The 23210-nt window shown below is 39.5% G+C and carries 23 protein-coding genes and 1 other annotated feature; of the genes, 6 read left to right on the forward strand and 17 right to left on the reverse strand.

Annotation, left to right across the window (positions count from 1 at the left end; all coding sequences use genetic code 11):
- Positions 1–5 precede the first annotated feature (5 nt).
- From NXG61_RS13360 to hpf, 17 genes are all read right to left on the reverse strand, one after another.
- Positions 6–860, reverse strand: a complete 855-nt coding sequence (locus tag NXG61_RS13360) for a MurR/RpiR family transcriptional regulator (RefSeq protein ID WP_196605439.1) — start codon at positions 858–860, stop codon at positions 6–8.
- Positions 861–974: 114 nt separating this feature from the next.
- Positions 975–2066, reverse strand: coding sequence for a zinc-dependent dehydrogenase (locus tag NXG61_RS13365; protein WP_307224523.1), 1092 nt, complete (start codon positions 2064–2066; stop codon positions 975–977).
- 59 nt (positions 2067–2125) lie between these two features.
- On the reverse strand, positions 2126–3193 hold the full coding sequence (locus NXG61_RS13370; RefSeq protein WP_307224521.1) for a 2-hydroxyacid dehydrogenase: 1068 nt from the start codon (positions 3191–3193) through the stop codon (positions 2126–2128).
- Between the two features lie 21 nt (positions 3194–3214).
- Entirely contained in the window at positions 3215–3571 is a 357-nt protein-coding gene (locus tag NXG61_RS13375) for a PTS glucitol/sorbitol transporter subunit IIA (protein ID WP_307224519.1), read from the reverse strand.
- Entirely contained in the window at positions 3571–5097 is a 1527-nt protein-coding gene (locus NXG61_RS13380) for an FGGY-family carbohydrate kinase (protein WP_307224517.1), read from the reverse strand. Before NXG61_RS13380 ends, NXG61_RS13375 begins: the two co-directional genes overlap by 1 nt.
- A gap of 30 nt (positions 5098–5127) precedes the next feature.
- Positions 5128–6444 carry a gluconate:H+ symporter gene (locus tag NXG61_RS13385; RefSeq protein ID WP_196605444.1) on the reverse strand — a complete coding sequence of 439 codons (1317 nt, stop codon included), beginning with the start codon at positions 6442–6444 and terminating at the stop codon, positions 5128–5130.
- A gap of 225 nt (positions 6445–6669) precedes the next feature.
- Positions 6670–8091, reverse strand: coding sequence for a decarboxylating NADP(+)-dependent phosphogluconate dehydrogenase (gene gnd, locus NXG61_RS13390; protein WP_269140351.1), 1422 nt, complete (start codon positions 8089–8091; stop codon positions 6670–6672).
- An 82-nt stretch (positions 8092–8173) separates the two neighbouring features.
- Positions 8174–9721, reverse strand: a complete 1548-nt coding sequence (locus NXG61_RS13395; RefSeq protein ID WP_196605446.1) for a gluconokinase — start codon at positions 9719–9721, stop codon at positions 8174–8176.
- 221 nt (positions 9722–9942) lie between these two features.
- On the reverse strand, positions 9943–10386 hold the full coding sequence (locus tag NXG61_RS13400) for a GatB/YqeY domain-containing protein (RefSeq protein ID WP_196605447.1): 444 nt from the start codon (positions 10384–10386) through the stop codon (positions 9943–9945).
- Positions 10387–10406: 20 nt separating this feature from the next.
- The gene (gene rpsU / locus NXG61_RS13405) at positions 10407–10586 is read right to left on the reverse strand and encodes a 30S ribosomal protein S21 (RefSeq protein WP_132550575.1); all 180 of its coding nucleotides are present in this window, start codon (positions 10584–10586) and stop codon (positions 10407–10409) included.
- A gap of 93 nt (positions 10587–10679) precedes the next feature.
- Positions 10680–11027 carry a histidine triad nucleotide-binding protein gene (locus NXG61_RS13410; protein ID WP_196605448.1) on the reverse strand — a complete coding sequence of 116 codons (348 nt, stop codon included), beginning with the start codon at positions 11025–11027 and terminating at the stop codon, positions 10680–10682.
- A gap of 74 nt (positions 11028–11101) precedes the next feature.
- A complete protein-coding gene (gene mtaB, locus NXG61_RS13415) occupies positions 11102–12400 on the reverse strand; it encodes a tRNA (N(6)-L-threonylcarbamoyladenosine(37)-C(2))-methylthiotransferase MtaB (RefSeq protein WP_196605449.1) in 1299 nt (432 codons plus the stop codon).
- Between the two features lie 56 nt (positions 12401–12456).
- The gene (locus NXG61_RS13420) at positions 12457–13188 is read right to left on the reverse strand and encodes a 16S rRNA (uracil(1498)-N(3))-methyltransferase (protein ID WP_196605450.1); all 732 of its coding nucleotides are present in this window, start codon (positions 13186–13188) and stop codon (positions 12457–12459) included.
- Positions 13188–14126 carry a 50S ribosomal protein L11 methyltransferase gene (prmA, locus tag NXG61_RS13425; protein ID WP_196605451.1) on the reverse strand — a complete coding sequence of 313 codons (939 nt, stop codon included), beginning with the start codon at positions 14124–14126 and terminating at the stop codon, positions 13188–13190. Before prmA ends, NXG61_RS13420 begins: the two co-directional genes overlap by 1 nt.
- Positions 14127–14379: 253 nt before the next feature.
- Positions 14380–15276, reverse strand: a complete 897-nt coding sequence (locus NXG61_RS13430; RefSeq protein WP_196605452.1) for a prephenate dehydrogenase — start codon at positions 15274–15276, stop codon at positions 14380–14382.
- Position 15277: 1 nt separating this feature from the next.
- Positions 15278–16288 carry a 3-deoxy-7-phosphoheptulonate synthase gene (gene aroF / locus NXG61_RS13435; protein ID WP_196605453.1) on the reverse strand — a complete coding sequence of 337 codons (1011 nt, stop codon included), beginning with the start codon at positions 16286–16288 and terminating at the stop codon, positions 15278–15280.
- 67 nt (positions 16289–16355) lie between these two features.
- Positions 16356–16586, reverse strand: a binding site (T-box leader).
- Between the two features lie 169 nt (positions 16587–16755).
- A complete protein-coding gene (hpf, locus tag NXG61_RS13440; RefSeq protein WP_196605454.1) occupies positions 16756–17298 on the reverse strand; it encodes a ribosome hibernation-promoting factor, HPF/YfiA family in 543 nt (180 codons plus the stop codon).
- Positions 17299–17572: 274 nt separating this feature from the next.
- Between hpf and NXG61_RS13445 the strand changes: the two genes are divergently transcribed.
- From NXG61_RS13445 to NXG61_RS13470, 6 genes are all read left to right on the forward strand, one after another.
- On the forward strand, positions 17573–18106 hold the full coding sequence (locus NXG61_RS13445; RefSeq protein ID WP_196605455.1) for a hypothetical protein: 534 nt from the start codon (positions 17573–17575) through the stop codon (positions 18104–18106).
- Positions 18107–18128: 22 nt separating this feature from the next.
- Complete coding sequence (locus NXG61_RS13450) at positions 18129–19454, forward strand: type II secretion system protein GspD (RefSeq protein ID WP_307224507.1); 1326 nt, start codon at positions 18129–18131, stop codon at positions 19452–19454.
- Positions 19455–19710: 256 nt separating this feature from the next.
- Positions 19711–20343, forward strand: a complete 633-nt coding sequence (locus NXG61_RS13455) for an NfeD family protein (protein ID WP_196605457.1) — start codon at positions 19711–19713, stop codon at positions 20341–20343.
- Between the two features lie 27 nt (positions 20344–20370).
- On the forward strand, positions 20371–21366 hold the full coding sequence (gene floA / locus NXG61_RS13460) for a flotillin-like protein FloA (RefSeq protein WP_196605458.1): 996 nt from the start codon (positions 20371–20373) through the stop codon (positions 21364–21366).
- A 1-nt stretch (position 21367) separates the two neighbouring features.
- Positions 21368–21841 carry a hypothetical protein gene (locus NXG61_RS13465; protein WP_196605459.1) on the forward strand — a complete coding sequence of 158 codons (474 nt, stop codon included), beginning with the start codon at positions 21368–21370 and terminating at the stop codon, positions 21839–21841.
- Positions 21842–21958: 117 nt separating this feature from the next.
- Positions 21959–23101, forward strand: coding sequence for an HD-GYP domain-containing protein (locus NXG61_RS13470; RefSeq protein WP_196605460.1), 1143 nt, complete (start codon positions 21959–21961; stop codon positions 23099–23101).
- Positions 23102–23210 lie beyond the last annotated feature (109 nt).

Below are 23210 nucleotides of genomic sequence, written 5' to 3' on the forward strand. Positions count from 1 at the left end.
ATCTATTACAGTCTTTTTTGCGCTATAACTTTTCTCATTTTGCCAATGTTTTTCATATATGAATCATGATTTTTTATTGCTATTCCTGTATATAGAAGATCAATAATCGCCATATGGATCAATCTGGATGCCACAGCCTCAGATCTGTAATGCACTTCGCGTCCCATACCATTCAATGATATATCGGCAAGCTTTGCCAGCGAAGAACGCGCGTAACTTGTTACAGCAACAATTTTTGCCTTGCTTTTTCTGGCTATCTTAACTGACTCCAGCAGCTCAATTGACTCTCCCGTATGAGATACCGCTATTACGGCATCATTTTCATTGAGGAGAGACGCCGATGTAAATTGCTGATGCGAATCACAATAAGCCTGTACGGGTATGCCAAAACGAATAAATCTTGTTTCAATATCGCGGCAGACAGTAGCTGAATTGCCAAAACCATAAGTGACTATACGTCTGGCTTTGCTCAGCAGCTCAACGGCACTTTCCACATCTTTGAAATTCAACAGCTTCAGCGTATCCTGCAGCCCATCCGAGATGTTCTTAAAGATTTTACCGGCCAGTATATCATAGTTGTCGTCAACACTTATATCCTGATATACAGTCTCGTCAGGAGAAAATATTTCTCTGGCAAGTGCTATTTTAAGCCCCTGCAGACCACTGAAACCAAGTTTTTTACAGAATCGAGATACCGTTATTTCTGAACTGCCGGTATTGGCTGCTATGTCGGATACCGTTTGTTCTATAAAATTTTTTGCATTGGCCAATATATAATCGGCTATACGCCGCTCAGATTTAGTAAGGTTATCATAGGAACTGCGCAGAATCGGCAATTGTATCTGGTTCTCTTTTTTCATTTATATCTCTCACTTTAAAGTAAATTGTATTTTTATTGTACTATAAAAAATAAAAAAAAAGAAATCCTTAAACAAATAATACAAAATAATTGAATTGCTTAAGGATTTTACATTTTAACCGACTATTATATTTTTATGCTTTTTTATATCTTCATCTACTGCACGCATATCCGGTATGACTGCGACTCTCAATCCGGCGCGTTTCTCAACCAGCTCCATCCCTCTGCAAATATCATCCAGCGCAACTATATGTGTCAAAAGTTTATCAGCATCAATTTTCTTACTTCTTATCATTTCAATGGCCAGTGCATTATGGCGTGGTGCGGATGAAAATGTTCCATACAATGTAATCTGCCGATAATGGATAAAATTAACATCAAAATTCAACAAGGGTTTATCTTTAGGAAGTCCTGCAAACAAACATACCTTTCCCATTTTACCAGATATTCTTATTCCCATGTTTTGAGCATCTGCACTTCCTGCCGTTACTATAGCAGCGTTTACGCCTAAACCTTCAGTCAGATCCATTATCTTTGTTGCTGCATCTTCTTTACTTGTATCAATATATGCATCATATTTAAAATTTTTTGCACCTTCCAGTCGCTTGCCGCTGCGATTAATCAAAAAAACTTTTCCTGCTCCGTGTGCTCTGGCAAGTTCCGCATGCATTAATCCTATAGGACCTGCACCAATCACTGCTACTGTATCTCCAAGCTGTATATTCATGGCCTCCTGACCATTTATCACACAAGCCAGCGGTTCCGCTAACGAAGCGCTCAAATAATCCACCTCATCGGGAATAAAATTAACATTTCCCGCTCGTACTGCATTTGCCGGTATCTTCACATATTCGGCAAAACCACCATTATAAATATGAGCAATTGTTTTTCTTGTCGGACATAAGTTTTGGTGACCCGATAAACAATAGGAACAACTGCCACAGCCAATTCCGGGCGCAACAATTACTCTGTTCCCTGTGTGATATCGTTCTATTCCTTCTCCTGTTTCGACAATGGCACCGGCAAATTCATGTCCCAATACAATGGGAGGCTTTATGGAATTATGTCCATGTTTAAATGTTCGTAAATCTCCTCCGCATATAGCGCAGGCTTTGACTTTTACAAGTAATTCCCCATTTCCGACCGATGGTTTTTCAATATTTTCCACACTTATATCATTAATGTCTCTGTATATCGCTGCTTTCATATTTTAAGTCATTCCTTCCGCCTCATTCAATATAATTAAATATTTTTCTGTTGAAAAATTTATTTAAATTCATCGAGAATAACATTCACTTCATCTGAGTTGACAAACCAGCGCAGATCTCCTTGCCCGGCCGCTCTTTTAATTTCCTGCAGCAATATATATGGTGTTCTATTGAATGTATCTTTTGTAGAACCCGCCAGATGAGGTGTAATGGTTACATTTGGCAATGACATGAGCGGATGATCAGCCGCTGGAGGTTCCACCCAATATACATCAATGCCTGCGCCGCCAATTTTCTTTTTTTGAAGAGCATCAATAAGTGCCTGTTCCTCGATCAATCCAGCTCTGGCCGTATTTATAATATAAGCTGTCGGTTTCATAACGGCAAATTGATCGGCCCCCATAAGCCCTTGTGTTTCATCTGTCAAACGTGCATGCATACTGATAAAATCAGAATTTTTACACAAGTACTCCAATGTTACCTTATTCCCTCCGCAAGCTTTAATATCATCATCTTTTGCATATGGATCATATACTAAAATTTTCACATCAAATCCGCTGAGTTTTTTTGCTACTAAATGTCCAATATAGCCAAAACCAACGAGACCAATTGTTTTTTCATACATATCTCCTACAAAAGAAACATTAGTATACTCTTTTTTCCAATTACCTTTTTTTAGTTCAGCATGAGCACGTGCTATATTGCGCATTTCAGCAAGCATCAATCCCACCGTATAATCAGATACAGCATGCGCGTTGCGTCCCATTGTTCTTGAAACGGCGATCCCCCTTTTAGTAGCGGCATCTACATCGATATTTTCTACACCGGCACGACATACGCCAATAATCTTACACTTTTTTGCTGCGTCAATAATTTGTGCATTGATTGGCGTATGCTGCGTAATAATCATATCCACCTCAGACACAAAGTCAAATATCTCCCGGGGCGGTTTTCCTACAGACGGACCTTGCTTTTCTACAATGCTGCGCAAATACCAAAATTCTTCATTACTGGCCGGCTTCCAATCTACACAATGAACCTTTATATTTTTTCCCAAAACATCATAAACAGCTTTTGCTAATTTCTGTGAAGATAATAATGGATCACCTATTACTAAAATTTGCATTAATAAAACCTCCAAATATTTTTATTCAAATCTTATTGTATCTCCGATCATTACACGCGGAAGGCCGTTCCCCTTCAGCATTATCTGCCCTGGTTGCTCAACCTTATCCATACCCTTGAAAACCAAAGTACAATGTCCTTTTTCTTTCAAAGTACGCATGGCCTCATCACCAACGGCTGTAACCGCATACTCCATACCTGCTATATGCAGTTTATCACCTGCTGCTATTTCTCCATCTATTTCACCCTTGTTATGTGCTACTACCATATTCATGTATTCATAGGGAACATCCTTATCAAAAAGGATCATACTGTCACGTGTCTGCATAAATTGCAGTACAAATTCACCTATATTAGTGATCACAACTTCATATTTCACTATAAATTCCTCCTCAAGGATAAAAACTTGGTCTGTATTTCAGTAACTTTTTTATTGAATTCTATAAGCGCAGGATACATCTTAGAATTTAATGATTCATAAAGCTGCATATACCTTATATGTTTTTCTGCATCAGGACTATATATTTTTTCTGGGAACGCAACTTTAGAGACCGCATCTTCAGAATTTTTGTAAATCCCCGCTCCAAGACCTGCCAACATAGCCGCTCCCAGTGCTGCAGCTTCAGGGACCTGTTTGCTTTTCACCGGAATACCCGTAACATCGGCTTTCATCTGCAGCCAAAAATCACTTTTTGTTGCTCCTCCTATAGCATAAATAGAATCAATATTTTTACCTGACATTTTCTCAATTTCTATAATGATACTATGCATTTCAAAGCACAGCCCTTCTAATATGGCTCTGACAAAATCTCCTCTTTTAGACGCTCTTGTGACTCCTAGAAACGCTCCTCTGGCACATGGATCACTGCCTAATGAATACCTGCCTGAAAAATACGGCATCAGCATGCATCCATTAGAACCGATCGGTTGTTTTTCAGCTTCCTCAATGAGTTCTTCAAAAGAAGCACACTTAAATTCTTTTTTAAACCATTCAAAAATTCCACCTGAAGAAACAATCATACCCATAATATAATATTTATCGTCTACAACATATGATACTGAAGTAAAGTTTTTACCAATAAATTCAGGATCATTTTTAGGTTCATCAACAATCGCCACTATTTGTTCACTTGTTCCGGTAGAATCTAGCATTTGACCTGATTTGATTATTCCTGTAGCGAAAGTCCCGCACGCATAATCTATTCCTCCGGCATAAACAGGCGTGCCTTCCGGTAATCCGGTAATATCTTTTATTTTTTTTGTAGTACACCCTACCAATTCTCCAGGACGGATAGGATCAACAAAAATTTCTCTGGGCAGACCTGATGCCTCAATTATTTCTTCAGACCATTGCCGTTTTCGCAGATCAAAAGCCATCGTACGGCAGGCATTTGTCCAGCTTGTTTTAGCTGTCCCTGTTAATTTATAACTGATAAAGCCCTGTATTTGTATATAGTATTTTGCTTTTTTCATAGCTTCCGGCCGATTCTTCATAATCCACTGCAGCTTCGTGATTCCGGCCACAGGATTAGGATTGATACCGGTTATATCATAAACTTTATCTACACCAAATCGGCCCCATTCTTCAGCTATTTTATCTGTACGCGTATCAAACCAACGTATCGTCGGATGAACCGGATAACCTGCTTCATCCAACAGCACATCTTCTCCGTTTGCAGCTACACCTATACCTACACATTTATCTTCTGACAATGCATCACTTACATCCTTTATACAGGCAGCGATATTTTCCCACATCTTTTGAGGATCCAATTCGGCCCACCCGTTTTCTTTATAAACCGTATTCCCCGGGCGAGTAGATACGGATAAAAAGTTGCCGTCATAGTCACAGGCAATTACTTTATAATTTGTTGAACCCACATCAATACCCATTAAATATCCCATGGTATTGTCTCTCCTTTTATAACCTTAAGGTTACACAAACATTGAAATCACCAGTACACCGATAAGTCCCATAACTGAAATTATGGTTTCCAGTGCACACCATGTCTTTACAGTTTCCTTAACAGTAAGGCCAAAGAACTCTTTAAAAAGCCAAAATCCGGGATCATTTGGCGGACTTATTATCAAACTACCCGCACCTGTAGCAAGAACCATAAGTTCAGGACTTACTCCCGTCAGAGCCACAAGAGGTGCCGCAATTCCACCGGCAGTGAGTGCTGCTACCGTAGCAGAACCGCAGGCGATACGGATGACAGCTGCAATAAGCCATGCCAGAAGCAGCGGAGACATATTCGAACCCGACAATAATTCTCCTATGTATTTGCCGACACCGCTGTCTATGAGTATCTGTTTCAGCGCTCCCCCGCCGCCGACAATCAAAAGTATCATAGCGATGGCCAGAACAGCGCTTTCCACTGTCTTCATTATTTCAGTCATTGATTTTCCGCGGCTGAGTCCAAAAGTATATATAGCAATACTCACAGAAATTGCAAGTGCCATATCAGGTGTTCCTAAAAATGTCAGAACATTGAACAGTAATGAATCCTTAGCAAGTGTCAATTTAGCTATCGCAGCGGCAGCCATCAAAACAACGGGAATGAGTGCCGTTAAAATACTGGTTAGAAAACTCGGCATTTCGTCATCCTTAAATACTTTTGGATTATATAATCCCTCTGGTATTTCCGGATTCAAACCTTTTACACAATTATAAAACAGCGGCCCGCTTACGATTGCAGTAGGAATAGCTATTATCGCACCGTACACAAGAGTAAGCCCGATATCAGCATTGTAAATAACGGCAATAGCCGTAGGTCCGGGATGCGGCGGCAAAAAACCATGTGTTACGGAAAGAGCCGCTGCCATCGGTATCCCTACTTCCAAAAGAGGGATCTTGGCTGAGGCGGCAATAGTGAATACCAGTGGTATTAACAGTACAAAGCCAATTTCATAAAATAATGCTATCCCTACAATAAATCCTGTAATACATACGGCCCATTTTACGTTCTTCCGACCGAATACATTGATAAGCGTGGTAGCGATTCTCTGCGCTCCGCCGCTTTCTGCCATAAGCTTACCGAGCATTGCGCCAAAGGATACAACTATTGCCAGCCCCCCCAGAGTCCCCCCCAGCCCCTTTTCGATCGTGGGGATGATCTGAGTAATCGGCAGTCCTTCTGCATATCCCACAATGCCTGCTACCAATACTAACGACAAAAAACTATTGAGTTTAACTTTAACGATTAAAAAAAACAAAATGGCTATTCCAATTGCTAAAATAATTAATGGCATAAATTTCACTCCTTTAAAAATGTAAATATCATTAGCAAATAACTGGTATTATATAGAACATAGTAACTCTGAACAAAATTTATATATTTAAAGTAAATACACAAATTTCCAAATATAAAATTAATTATAAATACGATTTTGTATTGCAGTTAATTTCTCTGCAGACTTACCTTACTAATCCGCAGAGAAATTATCCTTGCAATATAACTGCAAAGCTTTCACAGTTTATTTATAGTGCTCCTGCCACTCATGATGAAATACGCCTTCCTTATCAGTTCTTTCATATGTGTGCGCGCCGAAATAGTCTCTTTGCGCCTGAATCAGATTAGCACCGATCTGCGGACTGCGATGAGCATCTAAATATTGCAGCGCATTTGACAAAGCCGGTACAGGAATTCCTTTATTTATGGCAAGACAAATTATATTACGTAAACTTGACTGATTTTCATTTATATTTTCAAGAAAAAATTTGTCAAACATTAAATTCGGCAGATTCTTATTTTTCCCATAAGCTTCCGTTATCTTATTCAGAAACTCAGCCTGTATTATACATCCGGCACGGAAAATAGAAGCTATTTTCCCAAAATCAAGATCCCATCCGTATTCCTTACTAGCCGAATTATATAGAGAAAATCCTTGAGCATAAGCAATTATCTTAGCCGCATACAGACTTTTACGTACTTCCTCTATAAAAGAATCACTCATTTTTTTGTCATATACGGGTGCTTTTATTTCAGCAGAAGCTTTTTTCCGTTCTTCCCGTAAATTGGATAAGACACGTGTATTGCACGCCGCAGTGATCATGGAAATATCAACGCCCTGCTTTAAAGCCTGAATACTGGTCCAGCGCCCTGTTCCTTTTTGTCCTGCACTGTCCAATATTTTGTCTACAAGTTGTCCATCTTGATTGTTTTCGTCATTTTCAGCAAAAATATCTGCCGTTATACCGATAAGATAGCTGTGCAGCTCACCTTTATTCCACTCATGAAATATTTCCGATAATTTTTTATTATCAAAACCACCTACATGACGGAGCAGCAGATAGGTCTCTGCGATAAGCTGCATGTCGGCATATTCTATACCATTATGAACCATTTTTACGTAATGGCCAGCACCATTATCACCGATATAGGTGCAGCAGGGTTCTTCACCCACATGCGCTGAAATAGCCTCAAAAACAGGCTGCACATGTTTATATAGATCTTTATTCCCCCCCGGCATTATGGATGGTCCGAATCTTGCACCTTTTTCGCCGCCGGAGATTCCAACACCAAAATAGTTTATCCCCTTTTCCTTTAGATACGAATAGCGCCGTATAGTATCTTCAAAAAAGGAATTGCCTCCGTCAATTACTATATCGCCCTTATCAAGCTGCGGGATCAATTCTTCAATTACTGAATCAACTGGTTTGCCCGCTTTGATCATAAGCATCACTCTGCGCGGACTTTTCAGCGAATGCAAGAATTCCTGCATACTATAGAATCCTTCTAAATTTTTGTGCGGTGTATTCTTAATTACTTCTCTTGTAAGATTGGCTGTACGATTATACGCAGCTACCTTAAAACCATGATCCGCCATGTTGAGAGCAAGATTGCTTCCCATGACAGCCATTCCGATTATGCCTATATCCATTTCCGGCATTGTCATCACCTGTCCCTTTTTGTAATAAATATTATACTCTTTAATTATATTTCATGATGCGCAAAAAATATCCTTTTAACCAAAATTTTTAATGCAGTTTAGTCTGGTAAGAAACAATATCTGCAAATTCATCCTGCAAATTGAAATATAATCTGCTGAATATGTCATATAATCGCTTGTACACTTCCGTATTTTCGGCAATTGGTGCAAAAATTTTTTTTGAATTAACCAGTGCTGCCGTTTCATTTATATTCTTTAAAGTACCGTCAGAAATAAATCCAAGAACAGCTGCACCAAAGGCGGCACCTTCACTATTGCCCGGTAATATCAGCTTTTGATCGAGAACATCCGCAAGTATTTGCAGCCATAGCGGAGATTTAGTAAAGCTACCGCTTACTCTTATATCTTTGATATTGCCAAAATCCTGCAAGGCCATAAATACACTATTCAGGCAATAGCAGATTCCTTCCATTGCGGCCCGAATCATATGCGAGCGTCCATGATTTAAAGACAATCCAAAAAATATACCACGCAGTTCCGAATTCCAATAAGGTGCCCGTTCACCTGTGAAAAACGGCATTAATATCAGTCCTTCAGAGCCCGGTGCTACATGTCCCGCTTTCAACGTCATCAGATCGTACGGATCTACATCTATGTTTTCCATTTGATTTTTGCTGTAATGGCAAACCTTGTCACGCAGCCATCGCAATATCATACCGCCGTTATTTATCGCTCCTCCGGCTACCCACATTTCATCTGTCAGGTTATAGCACCAAGTTCTCATATGCTTATCGACCATCGGTTTGGTCGTCAACATACGCAATGCACCGCTTGTACCTATAGTAGCGCTCAATTGCCCCGGATTTACTGCACCTATCCCCACATTGACAAGCACGCCGTCCGTTGCGCCGATGACTACCGGCATTCCACTTTGCAGATGAAGAAATTCGGCTGCCCGCCTGCTTAAAAATGAATGATAAGTAGTAGAAACTATGGCCGGCAGTGCAGTTTTTTTTACACCTGCATACCTTAAAATTTCATCATCCCAATCCATTTTTTTTGCATTGTACATTCCGCTGGTACTGGCGGTAGAATGATCAATAACCCATTCACCCGTCAGATTATAAAATATGTAATCTTTTAATGAGCCTATATATTTAGTTTTTTTGAATATATCTTCAGCATACTTACGCAGCCATAAGATTTTTGCTAAAGGATAACAAGCATGAATGGGGCAACATGTTCTGTTATAAAAGTCCCTTGACAGCTCAGTATCTTTTTTCAATTCACGTACTATATTCAGGCTGCGGCTGTCTGCCCATGTCTGCATATTCATCAACGGTTTTTTAGCCTCATCCAGACCTGCAAAACTATGCATAACTGTACTCAGAGCTATTCCCGAAGCTTTTATATTTTTATACCGAAGCTGATCGGCGGTATTTTTTATCACTTCTTGAACAGCCTCATAAATTTGCAGCGGACTTTCCTCAGCCCAATCAGGCCGTGGTGTCAGCAGCGGATAAAATGCCTCCGACGAACCTATATTTGTAGAATCAGCCATATATGCTATAGCACGCACTCCCGTAGTGCCAATATCTACACCTATCCATACTTGATCAGGAGGATCTTTTTTCATTGGAATACCTACCTTCCTTTCGTCCTGAATATATTTTATTTTCTGAATAAATAATACCACATGATTATATTTTTTGCAATAAATAAATCATTTTAAATATTTTTTTTTGATATAAAAATATCATATCTATTATTTCATATGTTTTGAAACATAATAAAAGCCCCTGTTAAAATAACAGAGGCTTCTTGCTTCCCAATCGGAAAACATGTTTTCATTCTTATTTAGTTCAACAATTCTCTGACGACATCATTTACCAATTTTCCATCAGCTTTGCCCTTTACTTCCGGCATTATAAGTTTCATGACTTTGCCCATATCCTTAGCCGTTGATGCCCCGGTCTTTTCCACAGCATCTTTTACTAAAGCACGCAGCTCGTCTTCTGATAACTGTTTTGGCAAATAAGGCATTATAACAGCAATTTCTGCTTCAGTTTTTTCAACCAAATCAGCTCTGCCGCCTTTTTGAAATTCAGTGAGTGAATCATGACGCATTTTAAGTTCTTTGCTTATAATGCTGATCACCCCATTGTCGTCAAGATCAGTCTTGCCGTCAATCTCAGCCTGACGCACTGCTGAACGCATTGAACGGATAACAGTAAGACGATCTGCCTGTCTAGCCTTCATGGCTTCCTTCATATCAGCCATAAGCCTATCCTTGATTGACATTTCTTTAACCTCCGCGTTCTTTAAGCTCTGAATCTACGTTTACGAGCAGCTTCAGATTTTTTCTTACGTTTTACGCTAGGTTTTTCATAATGCTCACGTTTTCTGACTTCAGCGAGGGTACCTGCTTTTTGGCAAGTGCGTTTAAAACGACGAAGCGCACTGTCAATTGTTTCGTTTTTTCCAACTTTAACTTCTGACATTTATATCTTCCCTCCCCTCCACACGCAATGGGAGTGTATTGTTCGCTACACCAAGTAATTATAACTGACAAACAGTACAATTGTCAATAATAATTAACCCGGTGGCCATTGCATGGATCTACCGCCGATAAGATGAAAATGAAGATGATCTACAGTTTGACCGCCCTTGACTCCTGTATTCACTACAAGACGAAATCCGTCATCCGCGATCTTAAGCTTCTTTGCCAGCTCTGGAACAACATCAACCATTATATGTGATACGATATCTTTATCTTCCGGTATGGCAGTATTAAGATTTTTGATGTGCTTTTTCGGTACGATCAATATATGCACAGGTGCCTGAGGCTCCAGATCTTTAAAAGAAACGACCATATCATCTTCATAAATGATATCAGCTGGTATATCTCTGGAAACAATTTTACAAAAAATGCAATCTGACATAGCTGCACCCCCGTTCGAGGAAAAATCCTATTTTATAATAATTCGTTTTTTATTTTGCAATACCTTCTTAAATCTCAAAATAAATTCTCAGCCCACAGCCCGTCTTTATATAATTTTGTCATTTTCATAGATTGTATATTTCCTCTGTCTATTTTTTCTCGTGTATATACTTTGATATAATTGCTTGTGTGTCCGTCGGCCGTTCCATCCTCCATAGTCTTTTCAAACAATACTGACAGCGTTTTTCCCAGAAAGCGGCTGCAGTATTGTCGTGATTTTTCATCACTTAGTGCCTGCAGGATGTGCACCCGCTGCCTTTTCACAGCATCGTCCACTTGCTGCGGCATATCTGCGGCAGGTGTTCCTCTGCGTTTCGAATAGGGGAACGCATGTATGCGGCATATGGGCAGTGTTTTAATATATTCTATACTGTTGATAAATTGTTCATCCGTCTCACCGGGGAACCCTGCTATCACATCTGTAGAGACGGCAATATCCGGCACTTTATTTACAATTTTATTCAGCAGTTCCGCATAATCTTTTACCGTATAGTGTCTGTTCATTCTCTTCAAGATAACATCATTGCCTGCCTGAAGCGGCAGATGCAGATGATGGGCAAAATTATCATTGCCCGCCAGCAGTTCCAGCAGCGGTTCTGAAACTTCTATTGATTCTATTGATCCTAATCTCACTCGTTTTACTCCATCGATAGAAAGTACTGCTCTAACTGCATCTGACAGGGAACTCCCATCTTTCATATCCCGTCCATAGGAGCCAAGATGTATGCCGCCAAGAACAATTTCGTGGAAACCATTGTTTATAAGTTTTTGGGTCTCTTTCTTTATACTTTCTATCGGCCGTGAACGCAGCGGCCCTCTTGCATAAGGAATAATACAATAGGAACAAAAATTTGTGCATCCATCTTGAATTTTTAAAAAAGCTCTTGTCCTGGATTGCATGCCAAACATTGGTATATCTTCAAAATCATGGTCCTGCATAACATTTTTTACGCTTGTCACGAACTCATGCTTCTGAGCAGCGCGTTCCACTATTTCCACAATATTTTTTCTTTCATTAGTGCCTATTATCGCCTTTACGCCTTCAATGTTTTCTATTTGCTCCGGTTCCAGCTGCGCATAGCAACCTGTAACGGCGACAACAGCTTTTTCATTGAGGTGTATAGCCCGTCTTATCAGCTGACGTGATTTTCGCTCTCCCAAGTGCGTTACCGAGCATGTATTTATTATATAAAAATCGGCCATTTCCGTAAAATCAACTATTTCATAGTCTTTCTTCCGAAAAAGTCCCATCATTGTTTCTGTTTCAAACTGATTGACCTTGCAGCCAAGTGTAGTAAATGCAACTTTCGACATATAAATCCTTTCTTCGTACAACTATCGTCACTATAGTTAAATATGCAATTTCATATTCAAGTGCCGAGATCACCTTTTTCATACTGCAATATCGTTAACGCGGCTATTGCTGCTGTTTCCGCACGCAATATTCTTTTCCCCAGTGATACGCTTGTTATTCCTGCCCTTCTGCATTTTTGCACTTCTTCAGCAGAAAAACCGCCTTCAGGTCCTATGATAACGGCATACTTACTGCCGTTTTGCTGTTGTAAGTATTGTTTAAATGGTAAAGTATCCTCATTTTCATAACAAATGCAGGTGATATTCTTTTCAGCCGTTTCAACAGCCTCTGCAAAATTTATCACCGAACATATTTCCGGTCGTACATCTCTGGCGCATTGTTTAGCAGCTTCATCCGCAATTTTCTGCCACTTTTTCTGCCTTTTTTGACGCTTGTCAATGTCATATTTTACAACGCAATTTTGACTGGCTACAGGAATTATTTTGCTGACGCCCAATTCAACTGCTTTCTGGACGATATAATCCATCTTGTCAGCCTTCGGCAGACACTGCAGCAGAATTGTCTTTATCGGCGATTCCTGTATATTTTCCATCAGTCCCAGAACATTTAAAATTACTCTCTGCGGTTCGCATGACTCAATCTGTGTATTTGCCGTTTTGCCATTCTTATCGGATATTACTATTTTTTGTCCTGGTTTGGCACGCATAGCATAAAGCAGATGCAGCGCATCTTCACCTTCGATCACAATGCGTTCTGCCAATTCAGCTTCTATAAATAATCGGCGCATCAGTTATTTTCCCTGTACTTTATTATCAATGCTGCCCAACCGCCTTTTTCCTTTATATCAACAATATGCATATTATGTTTTTTTGCCGCTGTTTTTATATCGGGTAAACGCTCTTCTATTATTCCGCTGGCTAAAAGTATCCCTTTTTTATCAAGCTTGCCTGAAATTTCGTCAAATAACCGAATTATTATATCGGCTATAATATTAGCCGATATAAAATCAGCTTTACCTTGAAAGTTTTGCAGCAGATCGCTTTGAAAACAGTTGATTTTATCTGATACATTATTTTTTCTTATATTTTCACTTGCAACTTTTACTGCCACATTATCATAATCTGCCGCCTGTATATCTTCGACACCGAGTTTTGCAGCACATACAGCTAAAATACCGGAACCTGTTCCTACATCAAACACTTTCATATCTTTCTGCAGATATTTTTCCATAAATTTTACACACATAGAGGTCGTAGGATGAGTCCCCGTGCCAAAAGCACATCCTGGATCCAATTCTATTACCAATTCATTTTCCGTTTTCTCATACTTTTCCCAGGATGGTTTCACAACCACTTTTTCACCAATTTTTACAGGATGAAAATATTTTTTCCAATTATTTGCCCAGTCCTCTTCCTTTATATCTGAGTATGTCATTTCGCAGGGAGCAGTATTCACTGTTTTAGACAATTTTTCCAACCGAACATTCAAAGCTTTAATTCTTCCATCAAGCAGCTCATCTTTTGGCAGCCAAGCATCCACTATAACGATTTCGACATTTTGCTGCAGCGGAATATCCGTATAATCCCAAAGCTTAGAATTTATATAATCATTTATGATAGCAGGGTCTTCCATAGCTACCCCATTTGCACCAATATCGTCAAAAACAGAAGCGATAAGATCCATTGCTTCGTGCGAAGTACGAACAGAAATTTGCATCCAATCCATTTTATTGCTCCTCATATCCGAATCATTTTTATTAATTTATTATCCATTATAGCGGATTTCAAAATACTTGTCATTCCAGTCCAGTTTATTTTCACCTTTTATCGTGTCTTTATCCTCAGTCCCTCAGCATACCAGACTGCATTTCACAAAATAAAAAAGAAGAAACTCAGCTGAATCTTCTGCTGGCTCTTCTTTTAAGGAAAATCTACTAAATAATATATCTGCTGATAATACTTCATCCACTGCTAAAAAATCACTCTATCTCATATATACTTTTTGTTTCATTCAGTATCTTATCCCGCATTTCCTTAGCTACAGTAAAATAATCATACAGCTTTTCTCTGTCTTTACTTTCTATCGCTCCTGTCACTTCTGATAATATTTCCTGCAGAATCTGTAAGTTGTTCACGATGGCTGCAGAATTAGACAAGCATATATCCGCCCACATATCCGCATTGGATGAGGCAATCCTGGTCGTGTCTTTGAAACCGCCCCCCGCGAGCTTTATGCACTCGTCAAGATCGTTATAATTACGGTTCAAGAGACTCACTAATGCAGCTGCGGTGATATGAGGCACATGGCTTATCAAAGAAGCGCAGCGATCATGGCTGGCCAGATCAAGTTCAGTTATATTTGCGCCTGTCATCTTGATAAGAGCGCAGATTTTTTCCACGGCATCTTCAGAAACCGGCATAGCCGGGTCTTTAATTATCACGTAGCATTTATTTTTAAATAAATCTTTTGATGCTGCGGACACACCGCTCTTTTCTCTTCCGGCCATCGGGTGTGCCGACACGTAATGAACAGAATCCGGCAGTATCTTGCGCAAAGCATTTGCCAAATATTGCTTGGTGCTGCCCGCATCCGTTATTACAGCCCCGTTTTTCAGATAAGGTCTTATTTGTTTGACAATAGGAACCATCTGCAACACAGGTGTGCTCAGATAGATTATATCAGCATCCTTAACAGCCTCCGCATTGCTGAGAAAGCATTTATCCACTGCCCCTATTTTTTCGGCAGTCAGGCAGGATACTTCGGTACGGGTAGTCCCCGTTATATAAATATCATCTTTAAGCTTATCTTTTATTGCCATTCCAAAGGACCCGCCGATAAGTCCCACACCCAAAATCGCCAGTTTCATTTTTGCCATGTCATCTTTTTCCCATCATGGCTGCTATTGCCTTGACTTCAGTCATAGTCGATTCAAAATTCTGCGGTGTCAAGGATTGATCTCCGTCACTTAAAGCACATTCCGGATGCGGATGAACTTCTATTATAAGTCCGTCTGCTCCTGCTGCTATTGCCGCCCTTGCCATAGGCCGCACCATCTGCCATCTGCCTGTTCCATGACTGGGATCAGCAATAACGGGCAGATGCGACAGCTCTTTAACGGCAGCTACAGCACTCAGATCCAAAGTATTTCTGGTAAAAGTTTCATATGTCCTTATACCGCGCTCGCACAATATAATATTATAATTTCCTTCATTAGCTATATATTCAGCAGCATTGAGCCACTCGCTTATAGTCGCTGACAATCCTCTTTTCAAAAGCACAGGTTTGTGTGTTTTTCCCACTTCCTTGAGCAATTGGAAATTCTGCATATTTCGCGCACCAATCTGCAATACGTCCGCGTAATTACTGATCATATCTATATCATTTTGATTTACCACCTCAGTAACTACACGTAAATCAAATTTTTCACCGGCTTCTTTTAGCATAGCCAGGCCTTCCTCTGCAAGCCCTTGAAAATCATACGGAGAGGTGCGCGGTTTAAATGCTCCGCCGCGCAGGAAGGCCGCTCCTCCTTTTTTTACACATTCTGCGGCTTCCATAAGCTGTTCTCTGCTTTCCACTGCACAGGGACCAGCCATCACTGCCAAATGAGGACCACCTATCTTTACTCCATTGACATCGACTATAGTATCTTCCTGCCGAAATTCACGGCTTACTAATTTATATTTTTCTGTAATACGAATCGTTTTTTCCACCCCTTGAAAAGCATTCATCTGCAAACCAGAAATAATTTTCTTGTCGCCTATCACACCCACAATCGTCCTTACAGCACCTTCAGATAAATGATAAGATAATCCCTCTGCCTCTATTTTTTCCTCAACTTTGTTCAAATCTTCCCGCGAAGCGTCAGGACTCATTACAATAATCATCTTAATTCCTCCAAAATCATCAAAATATAAAATATGCGATGAATGCAAACAAAAAAACCCGTCCCCAAAAAGGGACGAGCAATTACCCGTGGTACCACCCTACTTGCTTATGCAAGCCGCTTATTTCAGATACTAACATATCCTAGCCCAAGATAACGGGGGCAATCCGGCACAGCCTACTGCAATTTCAGCCTGCTGCTCACAAGTGTATTTCCACCGGCATATTTATCATGTTTCACCACCCCATGACTCTCTGCAAAATACCATCCAGTGTACTTTTCCTGCTCACTGCATTTCATCTTGTATAGCAATATACCAACATTTTTTATATTTGTCAAGCAATCTTTTTGTAAAACTGTTATATGCAACGATCTTATTTAGCCGCAACAAAAAACACATTCTGTTTATTTTTACATTACAAAAAGGCAGATAAATATCTGCCTTTTTTATGCCAGTCTATCACAATATCAGCGGCTTGGCTCTATCAAACCATAGTTGCCATCTTTACGCCGATATACTACATTTACTTCTTCTGTTTTTGCATCCCGAAATACAAAAAATTCATGATTTATCAAATTCATCTGCATGATAGCTTCCTGTACATCCATCGGTTTTACTGCGAAGCGTTTTGTTTTGACGACAGGATACTCATCTTCGCTGCCGGCTGATTCATCTGCCGATATCGGCGGTACTGCTTCAATTTTAAAGCTGCCATTTCTAAAACGGCGTTCTAATTTTGTTTTATGTTTGCGTATCTGACGTTCCAATTTTTCTATAACAAGATCTATAGACGTATACATATCCATTGTCGATTCTTCGCCCCGCAGTAATATGCCCTGCACAGGAACAGTGACTTCGACAATATGCCTGCCTTTTATTACCGTGAGCAAGACTGTTATTTCTCCAACGGTGTCAAAATATTTCGTTACCTTGCCGACCTTTTTTTCCACGTAATCGCGCAAAGCTGGAGTGATTTCAATATTTTTTCCTCTAATAGTAAATGTTGCCATATAGCTTCAACACCTTTCTTATGATTCGTGGATCTTTATATACTATATTCTCTGACAATAATCAAAAACCTTTAAAAAATAATATTTTTAAATATTTTTTAATAACAAGATCGTAATTTTATAAATAGCAAAGCTTACTTTACAAATTTTTTTATGATTATCGATATTTTTGCAATTATTCTTTTATATGTGAGAAAAATCACAAAAGTTTGACAGTTAAATAAAAAGATCATATACTGAAAATGTTTATATTCATTTTTTAGAGGAAGTTATTATGAAAATGCTCTTTAAGACTCATCTGCCTCTGTATAAAAAACGAAAAATAATACTTTTTTCATTTCCGGCAGCAATTTTTGCTGTCTATCTTTTCCTTGAAATGGACACGCGGGAATTACCAACACAGCCATTTCAATCAAGCTATGACGCAAATGCCGCTGAAAAGCTTCCACTTTATAATTATCCTCTTCATCGCACAGAGCCGCTTCGTGATCCTTTTTCTGCCGTCCACTCTGAAAAGCACACCATTTCCAAAGCTTCAAAGGAGCTTGACTCAGCTATTGTCCCTAAAGAAGAAATTACAATTTCTTCTTCGCCTGCTGTCGCCTCCCCTCCTCCGCTGCCATTACTGGCAGGTACTTTTCTTGATCAAGATAAATATTCAGCAATCATTATCCTGGATAATAAATACTCTACAGTGACCGCAGGCAGCCATTTTTCAAACTATGAAGTAGTATCTATTGACAGAAACAGCATACATATAAAAAATATCAACGGTGAAATATTTATTTGTCGCTTAAAAGGGTTTTAATATAATTATGCGGGTGAAGATTATGATCCACAGACTATTTATATTTATTATTGTATTCATCATATGCAATTTTCCCTCCCGCGCATCAGCCATATCATTGCACTTAGCCGATGCGGATGTACGCTATATTTTAACTGTTCTTGCCTCATCAGATAATATAAACCTTATTATGGATGATAATGTATCAGGTTCCGTTTCAGTCAATATTGATGATGTACTGCCTATAGACGCAATAAAAATGATTGGTAAAATAAAAGGATTAGCTTTTGCAGAAGACAAAAATATTCTTTTCATCGGCAGTCCTAAAAATATACGCAGTAATTACGGGCAATTGCATATTTTCAAAGTGCAGTACTGCGATCTTAATACGTTGGCCAACGCCATACGTCTTTCTTTCAACACACAGCCGCCATCTGCAAATAACAAAAAAGAGAACGCTGCCGAAACAGATCAGGGAGAAAAGAATATTCTTACCGATCAAGAAAATAATACACTGCTTTTTTACGGCACCAGCAATGAAGCAGAAAAAATATCAAATTTTATCCAAAATTTTGATATTCCCAGCAAACAAGTGATGCTGGAGGCAAAAGTTATAGCCATTCAGAAAGACGCTTCTGAAAAGTTGGGCATTGAGTGGAATTGGTCACAGCTGCCCCAGTACCCTGATTATGAAAAATCCTACGAAACGATAAAAAGCACTGTAAAAAATGACGACGGCAGCTACGCAGCTGTCAGCGAAAACATACCAGTTACTAAAATAAACCGAAAAGCAGCCGGTTTTGATAATATTCCAGGTATAATCCAATTTGGTAAGGGGCCCGAGGGAATACCATTCGAATTCTATTACGGAGCAACATTAAATGCCCTTATAACAAACGGCAAAGCCAATGTTTTAGCCAAACCCAATATTATGACACTTAATAATCACAAAGCCATCATTCGTATAGGCGGCAGTGTTCCCGTTCCCAAGACAAGTGTCACTGACTCCACGACAACAACGGCTTATGAATATCATGATACCGGCATAATTCTTCAATATACGCCTTTAATAAACGATAATGGTGATATAACGGCTGATGTCCACACAGAGGTAAGCAGTCCTCTATACGTAGAGGATCTGAAAGCCTACAGATTTCAAACAAGATCAGCAGATACTGTCGTTCGTCTCAAAGATGGAGAAACAATGGTTATAGGCGGACTTATCGGCAGTGAAGAATCAAAAAGCATGAGCAAAATTCCTTTTCTTGGTGATCTTCCTATTCTGGGGAATTTTTTCCGCAGTATAAAAAAAAATAAAACTGACAGTGAAATAATTATATTTCTTACAGCCCATGTTACGGAAAATTAACTATGACATTATACCAATATTTAAGCGGACTGCATTTAATATTTATCTTTCATTTCAAAAGCTTCCATTTATCTTTTCTATTTGTTTTCTATGTTACTTAAAAATATCGAAATAATTAAAAGGAATTTCTTTATTTTATATTGAATTAATAATAATTATAAATATAAGTCTTTTATTATCTTTTCCTGTGTAGATAACTGCTTCCGATGCTTTTGATAAAAAACTGATCCGTCATCAGTTCCTAAGGGAGGTTAAAATGGATATTATAGTAGATTTACCCGCCTTAAGAATACTTTTGATCACAATAATAATTTTGTCCGTGCTGATAGAAATAAAAACAGGCGGAACGGGATTTGGCGCATTGCTTGGTATAACGGCGGCTGCTGTATTCTGGGGAAGCGGTTATATAAGTGGACTTGTGAATATATATCATATTGCCCTTTTTCTCGGCGGCATATTGTTTATAATAATAGAAGTGTTCACTCCTGCTACCGGAATATTCGCAGCACTTGGTATAGTGATGATGCTCTACAGCATAATTTTAGGATTGGGCGGAGATATCGGTGCCGTTTATATGCTGGCAGGTTCGCTGATCATTGCCGTTTTTTTGTTTATCCTTATTGTGAAAAAACTGCCTTCAAGCATTTTTTGGCAAAAAATGATTCTAAAGGATTCTTCCAGTTCAGCTAAAGGCTATATATCAAGTACAGACAGATCTTTTCTTCTGAACAAAGAAGGTGTCGTTTTGACCGAGCTTCGTCCTGCCGGGACCATTCTGATTGATGGTTCACCAATTGATGCAGTATCGGAAGGGTCGTATATAAGCAGAGGAGAAAGGGTCCGCATAATAAAGACAGAGGGCAATCGTATAATTGTCAGGCAAGTTTAAAATCCACTTATCTCGGAGGTTATAAAAATGGAACCAGTGTTAATTTCAGGCTTTATCCTCGTTCTCGCGGTCATAATCATTATGATGTTTCTTTACTTTGTACCGCTCGGCTTGTGGATTTCAGCTCTTGCCGCCAATGTTCCTGTGGGAATATTCACGCTGGTAGGCATGAGAATGCGCCGCGTAATACCGCAAAGAATTATTCTTCCTCTAATAAAAGCCAACAAAGCAGGACTTACAGTTAATTCGAATCAATTGGAAGCACATTATCTTGCGGGCGGTAATGTTGATAAAGTGATTGATGCGTTGATTGCCGCCCACCGTGCACAAATTCCTCTTCCTTTTGAACGTTCTGCCGCCATAGACCTTGCCGGCCGTGATGTCTTGGAAGCCGTGCAAATGAGTGTTAATCCAAAAGTTATAGAAACTCCTATAGTTTCTGCTGTAGCGCGAAATGGCATAGAATTAAAAATCAAAGCTCGTGTAACTGTTCGTGCCAATATTGACCGCCTCGTGGGCGGTGCGGGAGAACCCACTATAATTGCCCGTGTCGGTGAAGGTATTGTTACTACTGTCGGTTCTTCTGAAACTCATGCTGATGTTCTTGCAAATCCCGATGATATTTCTAAAACAGTTCTGGGTAAAGGACTTGATGCCGGTACCGCATTTGAAATATTATCTATCGACATCGCAGATGTCGATGTCGGCAGAAATATCGGCGCACAATTACAGACGGATCAGGCGGAAGCCGATAAACGCATAGCACAGGCCAAAGCTGAGGAACGGCGTGCAATGGCTGTGGCAAAAGAACAGGAAATGAAAGCCTATACTCAGGAAATGCAGGCACGTGTGGTAGAATCGGAATCTGAAGTTCCGCATGCACTGGCTTCGGCTTTGCGTGAAGGGAAAATGGGTGTTATGGATTATTACAACATGAATAATATCAATGCTGATACAAAAATGCGTGAGACTATCGGTAAAACCGGAGATGATGAAGCCCAAATATCCCAGCCGGTGAAATAAAATGAATACACTTATTATAATTGCTGCGATCGTTTTTTGGGTAGTCTCCAGCATGGGCAAAAAGAAAAAAACTACTTCTTCGAAGCGTCGCTTGCCTCCTATCAAGAATCCCCAATCAGAAAAGAATTCTTCTGCCGGTAAAATTACACTTGACCATATGATGAAGCACCCTCACACTGCAGCGCCCCCTGCTCCTGCTGAACGGCAGAATTCTTCCCCAGCACCTGCAGCAGCCAAAGAAATTGAGGTTCCCCCTCTGTTTTCTTCGACCATGCTTCAGAGAAATTCTACTAGTATACCACTTCGACAAGTACTGCCCCCCATGCAGGATAACAGCACTTCAATAACGTCAGCGCAGATGGATATAGACAGCAAAACAATATTGCGTGCCATTACTTATGCTGAAGTGCTAAATCCGCCCAAATCTGTAAAATATCTCAGACAATACGGCATAAAAAGATTTCCTTTAAAATAACATACGGATATTTTCTGTACTAACATCAGAGCGCAGCTTATCGGGCCATTTCTTGTGAGTGCAATTCACGGATGAAACATTTTTTATACTAACTAAATTGCAAGGTGACGATATGTTATGATTATATTACCTGTGGAAAGATTGCGCCCAGGGATGACAATTTGTCAAAGTGTCTTCGATGATAATGGTCTTTTTCTATTGCGCCGCGGCACAAAACTCAGTGAATTTTATATATTCAAGCTGAAACAGGCCGGTATCAAAGAGATTGCTGTGGTGTCAACAAACACTTATTCAAATTTCACTATTTCACAGGATATTGTATGCGAGGCAACGCGTGCTGCCGCTATAAAAAATCTTTCCAATACTATGGAGCAATTAGAAAAAAAGGGTGTTCTTCTGGTCGATAAACTTCAGCGCTCCATCTTATCAATAATAAGAGAAGTTTCTGCCAATAAGCGCACTCTTGTCCAATTAAACGACATCCGCTCACATGACGGCTATACATTAGTGCATTCTGTCAATGTAGCAATATTGTCGGCTTTGATCGGTTCATTACTTGCTTTGCCTCATAGGGATATGGAAGATCTGACCCTTGGCGCTATCCTGCATGATATAGGCAAAATAGCCATTCCGGTAGAAATTCTTAATAAACAAACTGCTCTCACGCAGGATGAATTCGAGTTTATAAAAAAGCATCCTATATTCTCCGTGCAAAAATTACGTGATGCTTCCTGTTTTAATACCAACATAATTAATATTGCCGGTCAGCATCACGAAAAAGTCAATGGTACAGGTTATCCTTACAAGCTGCACGGCAATCAGATCCACTTATTCGCAAAAATAGTCGCTATAGCAGATGTTTATGACGCCCTTACGAGCGTACGTTCGTATAAAAAGGCTTATAAGTCACATATTGCATATAATATTATGGCATCTCATTCTCCTGGTCAGTTCGACACAAATATACTGCGAAAATTTTTTGATCATATAGCGCTTTATCCCAACGGCACAATTTTAAAAACTAATTTAGGTTCCGCTATAGTGAAGGAATCTTCTTTTGGTAAAGTGCTGACGCCTGTTATATATCTTTTCACCAATACACGCGGTAATGTGCTCAAAGATCCTATTTTAGTTGATATGTCGCAAAATGACAGCTGCGTTATTGAATATGTCTATGATGATTATGAAGCGTTGAATCTGATCAAATTGATGCAGATAGATCCTGCCAGCCTTATTGATAACGATGAAACAACAAAATAATGCATCCGGTCCGTAAAACGAATTTAAAAGGCTGCAATAAATACACAAACACCCTCATATACAGAAACTATATGAGGGTGTTGTGTATTTGCGGAGACTGCAGCTTGTT

Origin of the sequence: Pectinatus haikarae (assembly GCF_050916305.1) — a bacterium.
In the GTDB taxonomy this organism is placed as follows: Bacteria; Bacillota; Negativicutes; order Selenomonadales; family Selenomonadaceae; genus Pectinatus; species Pectinatus haikarae.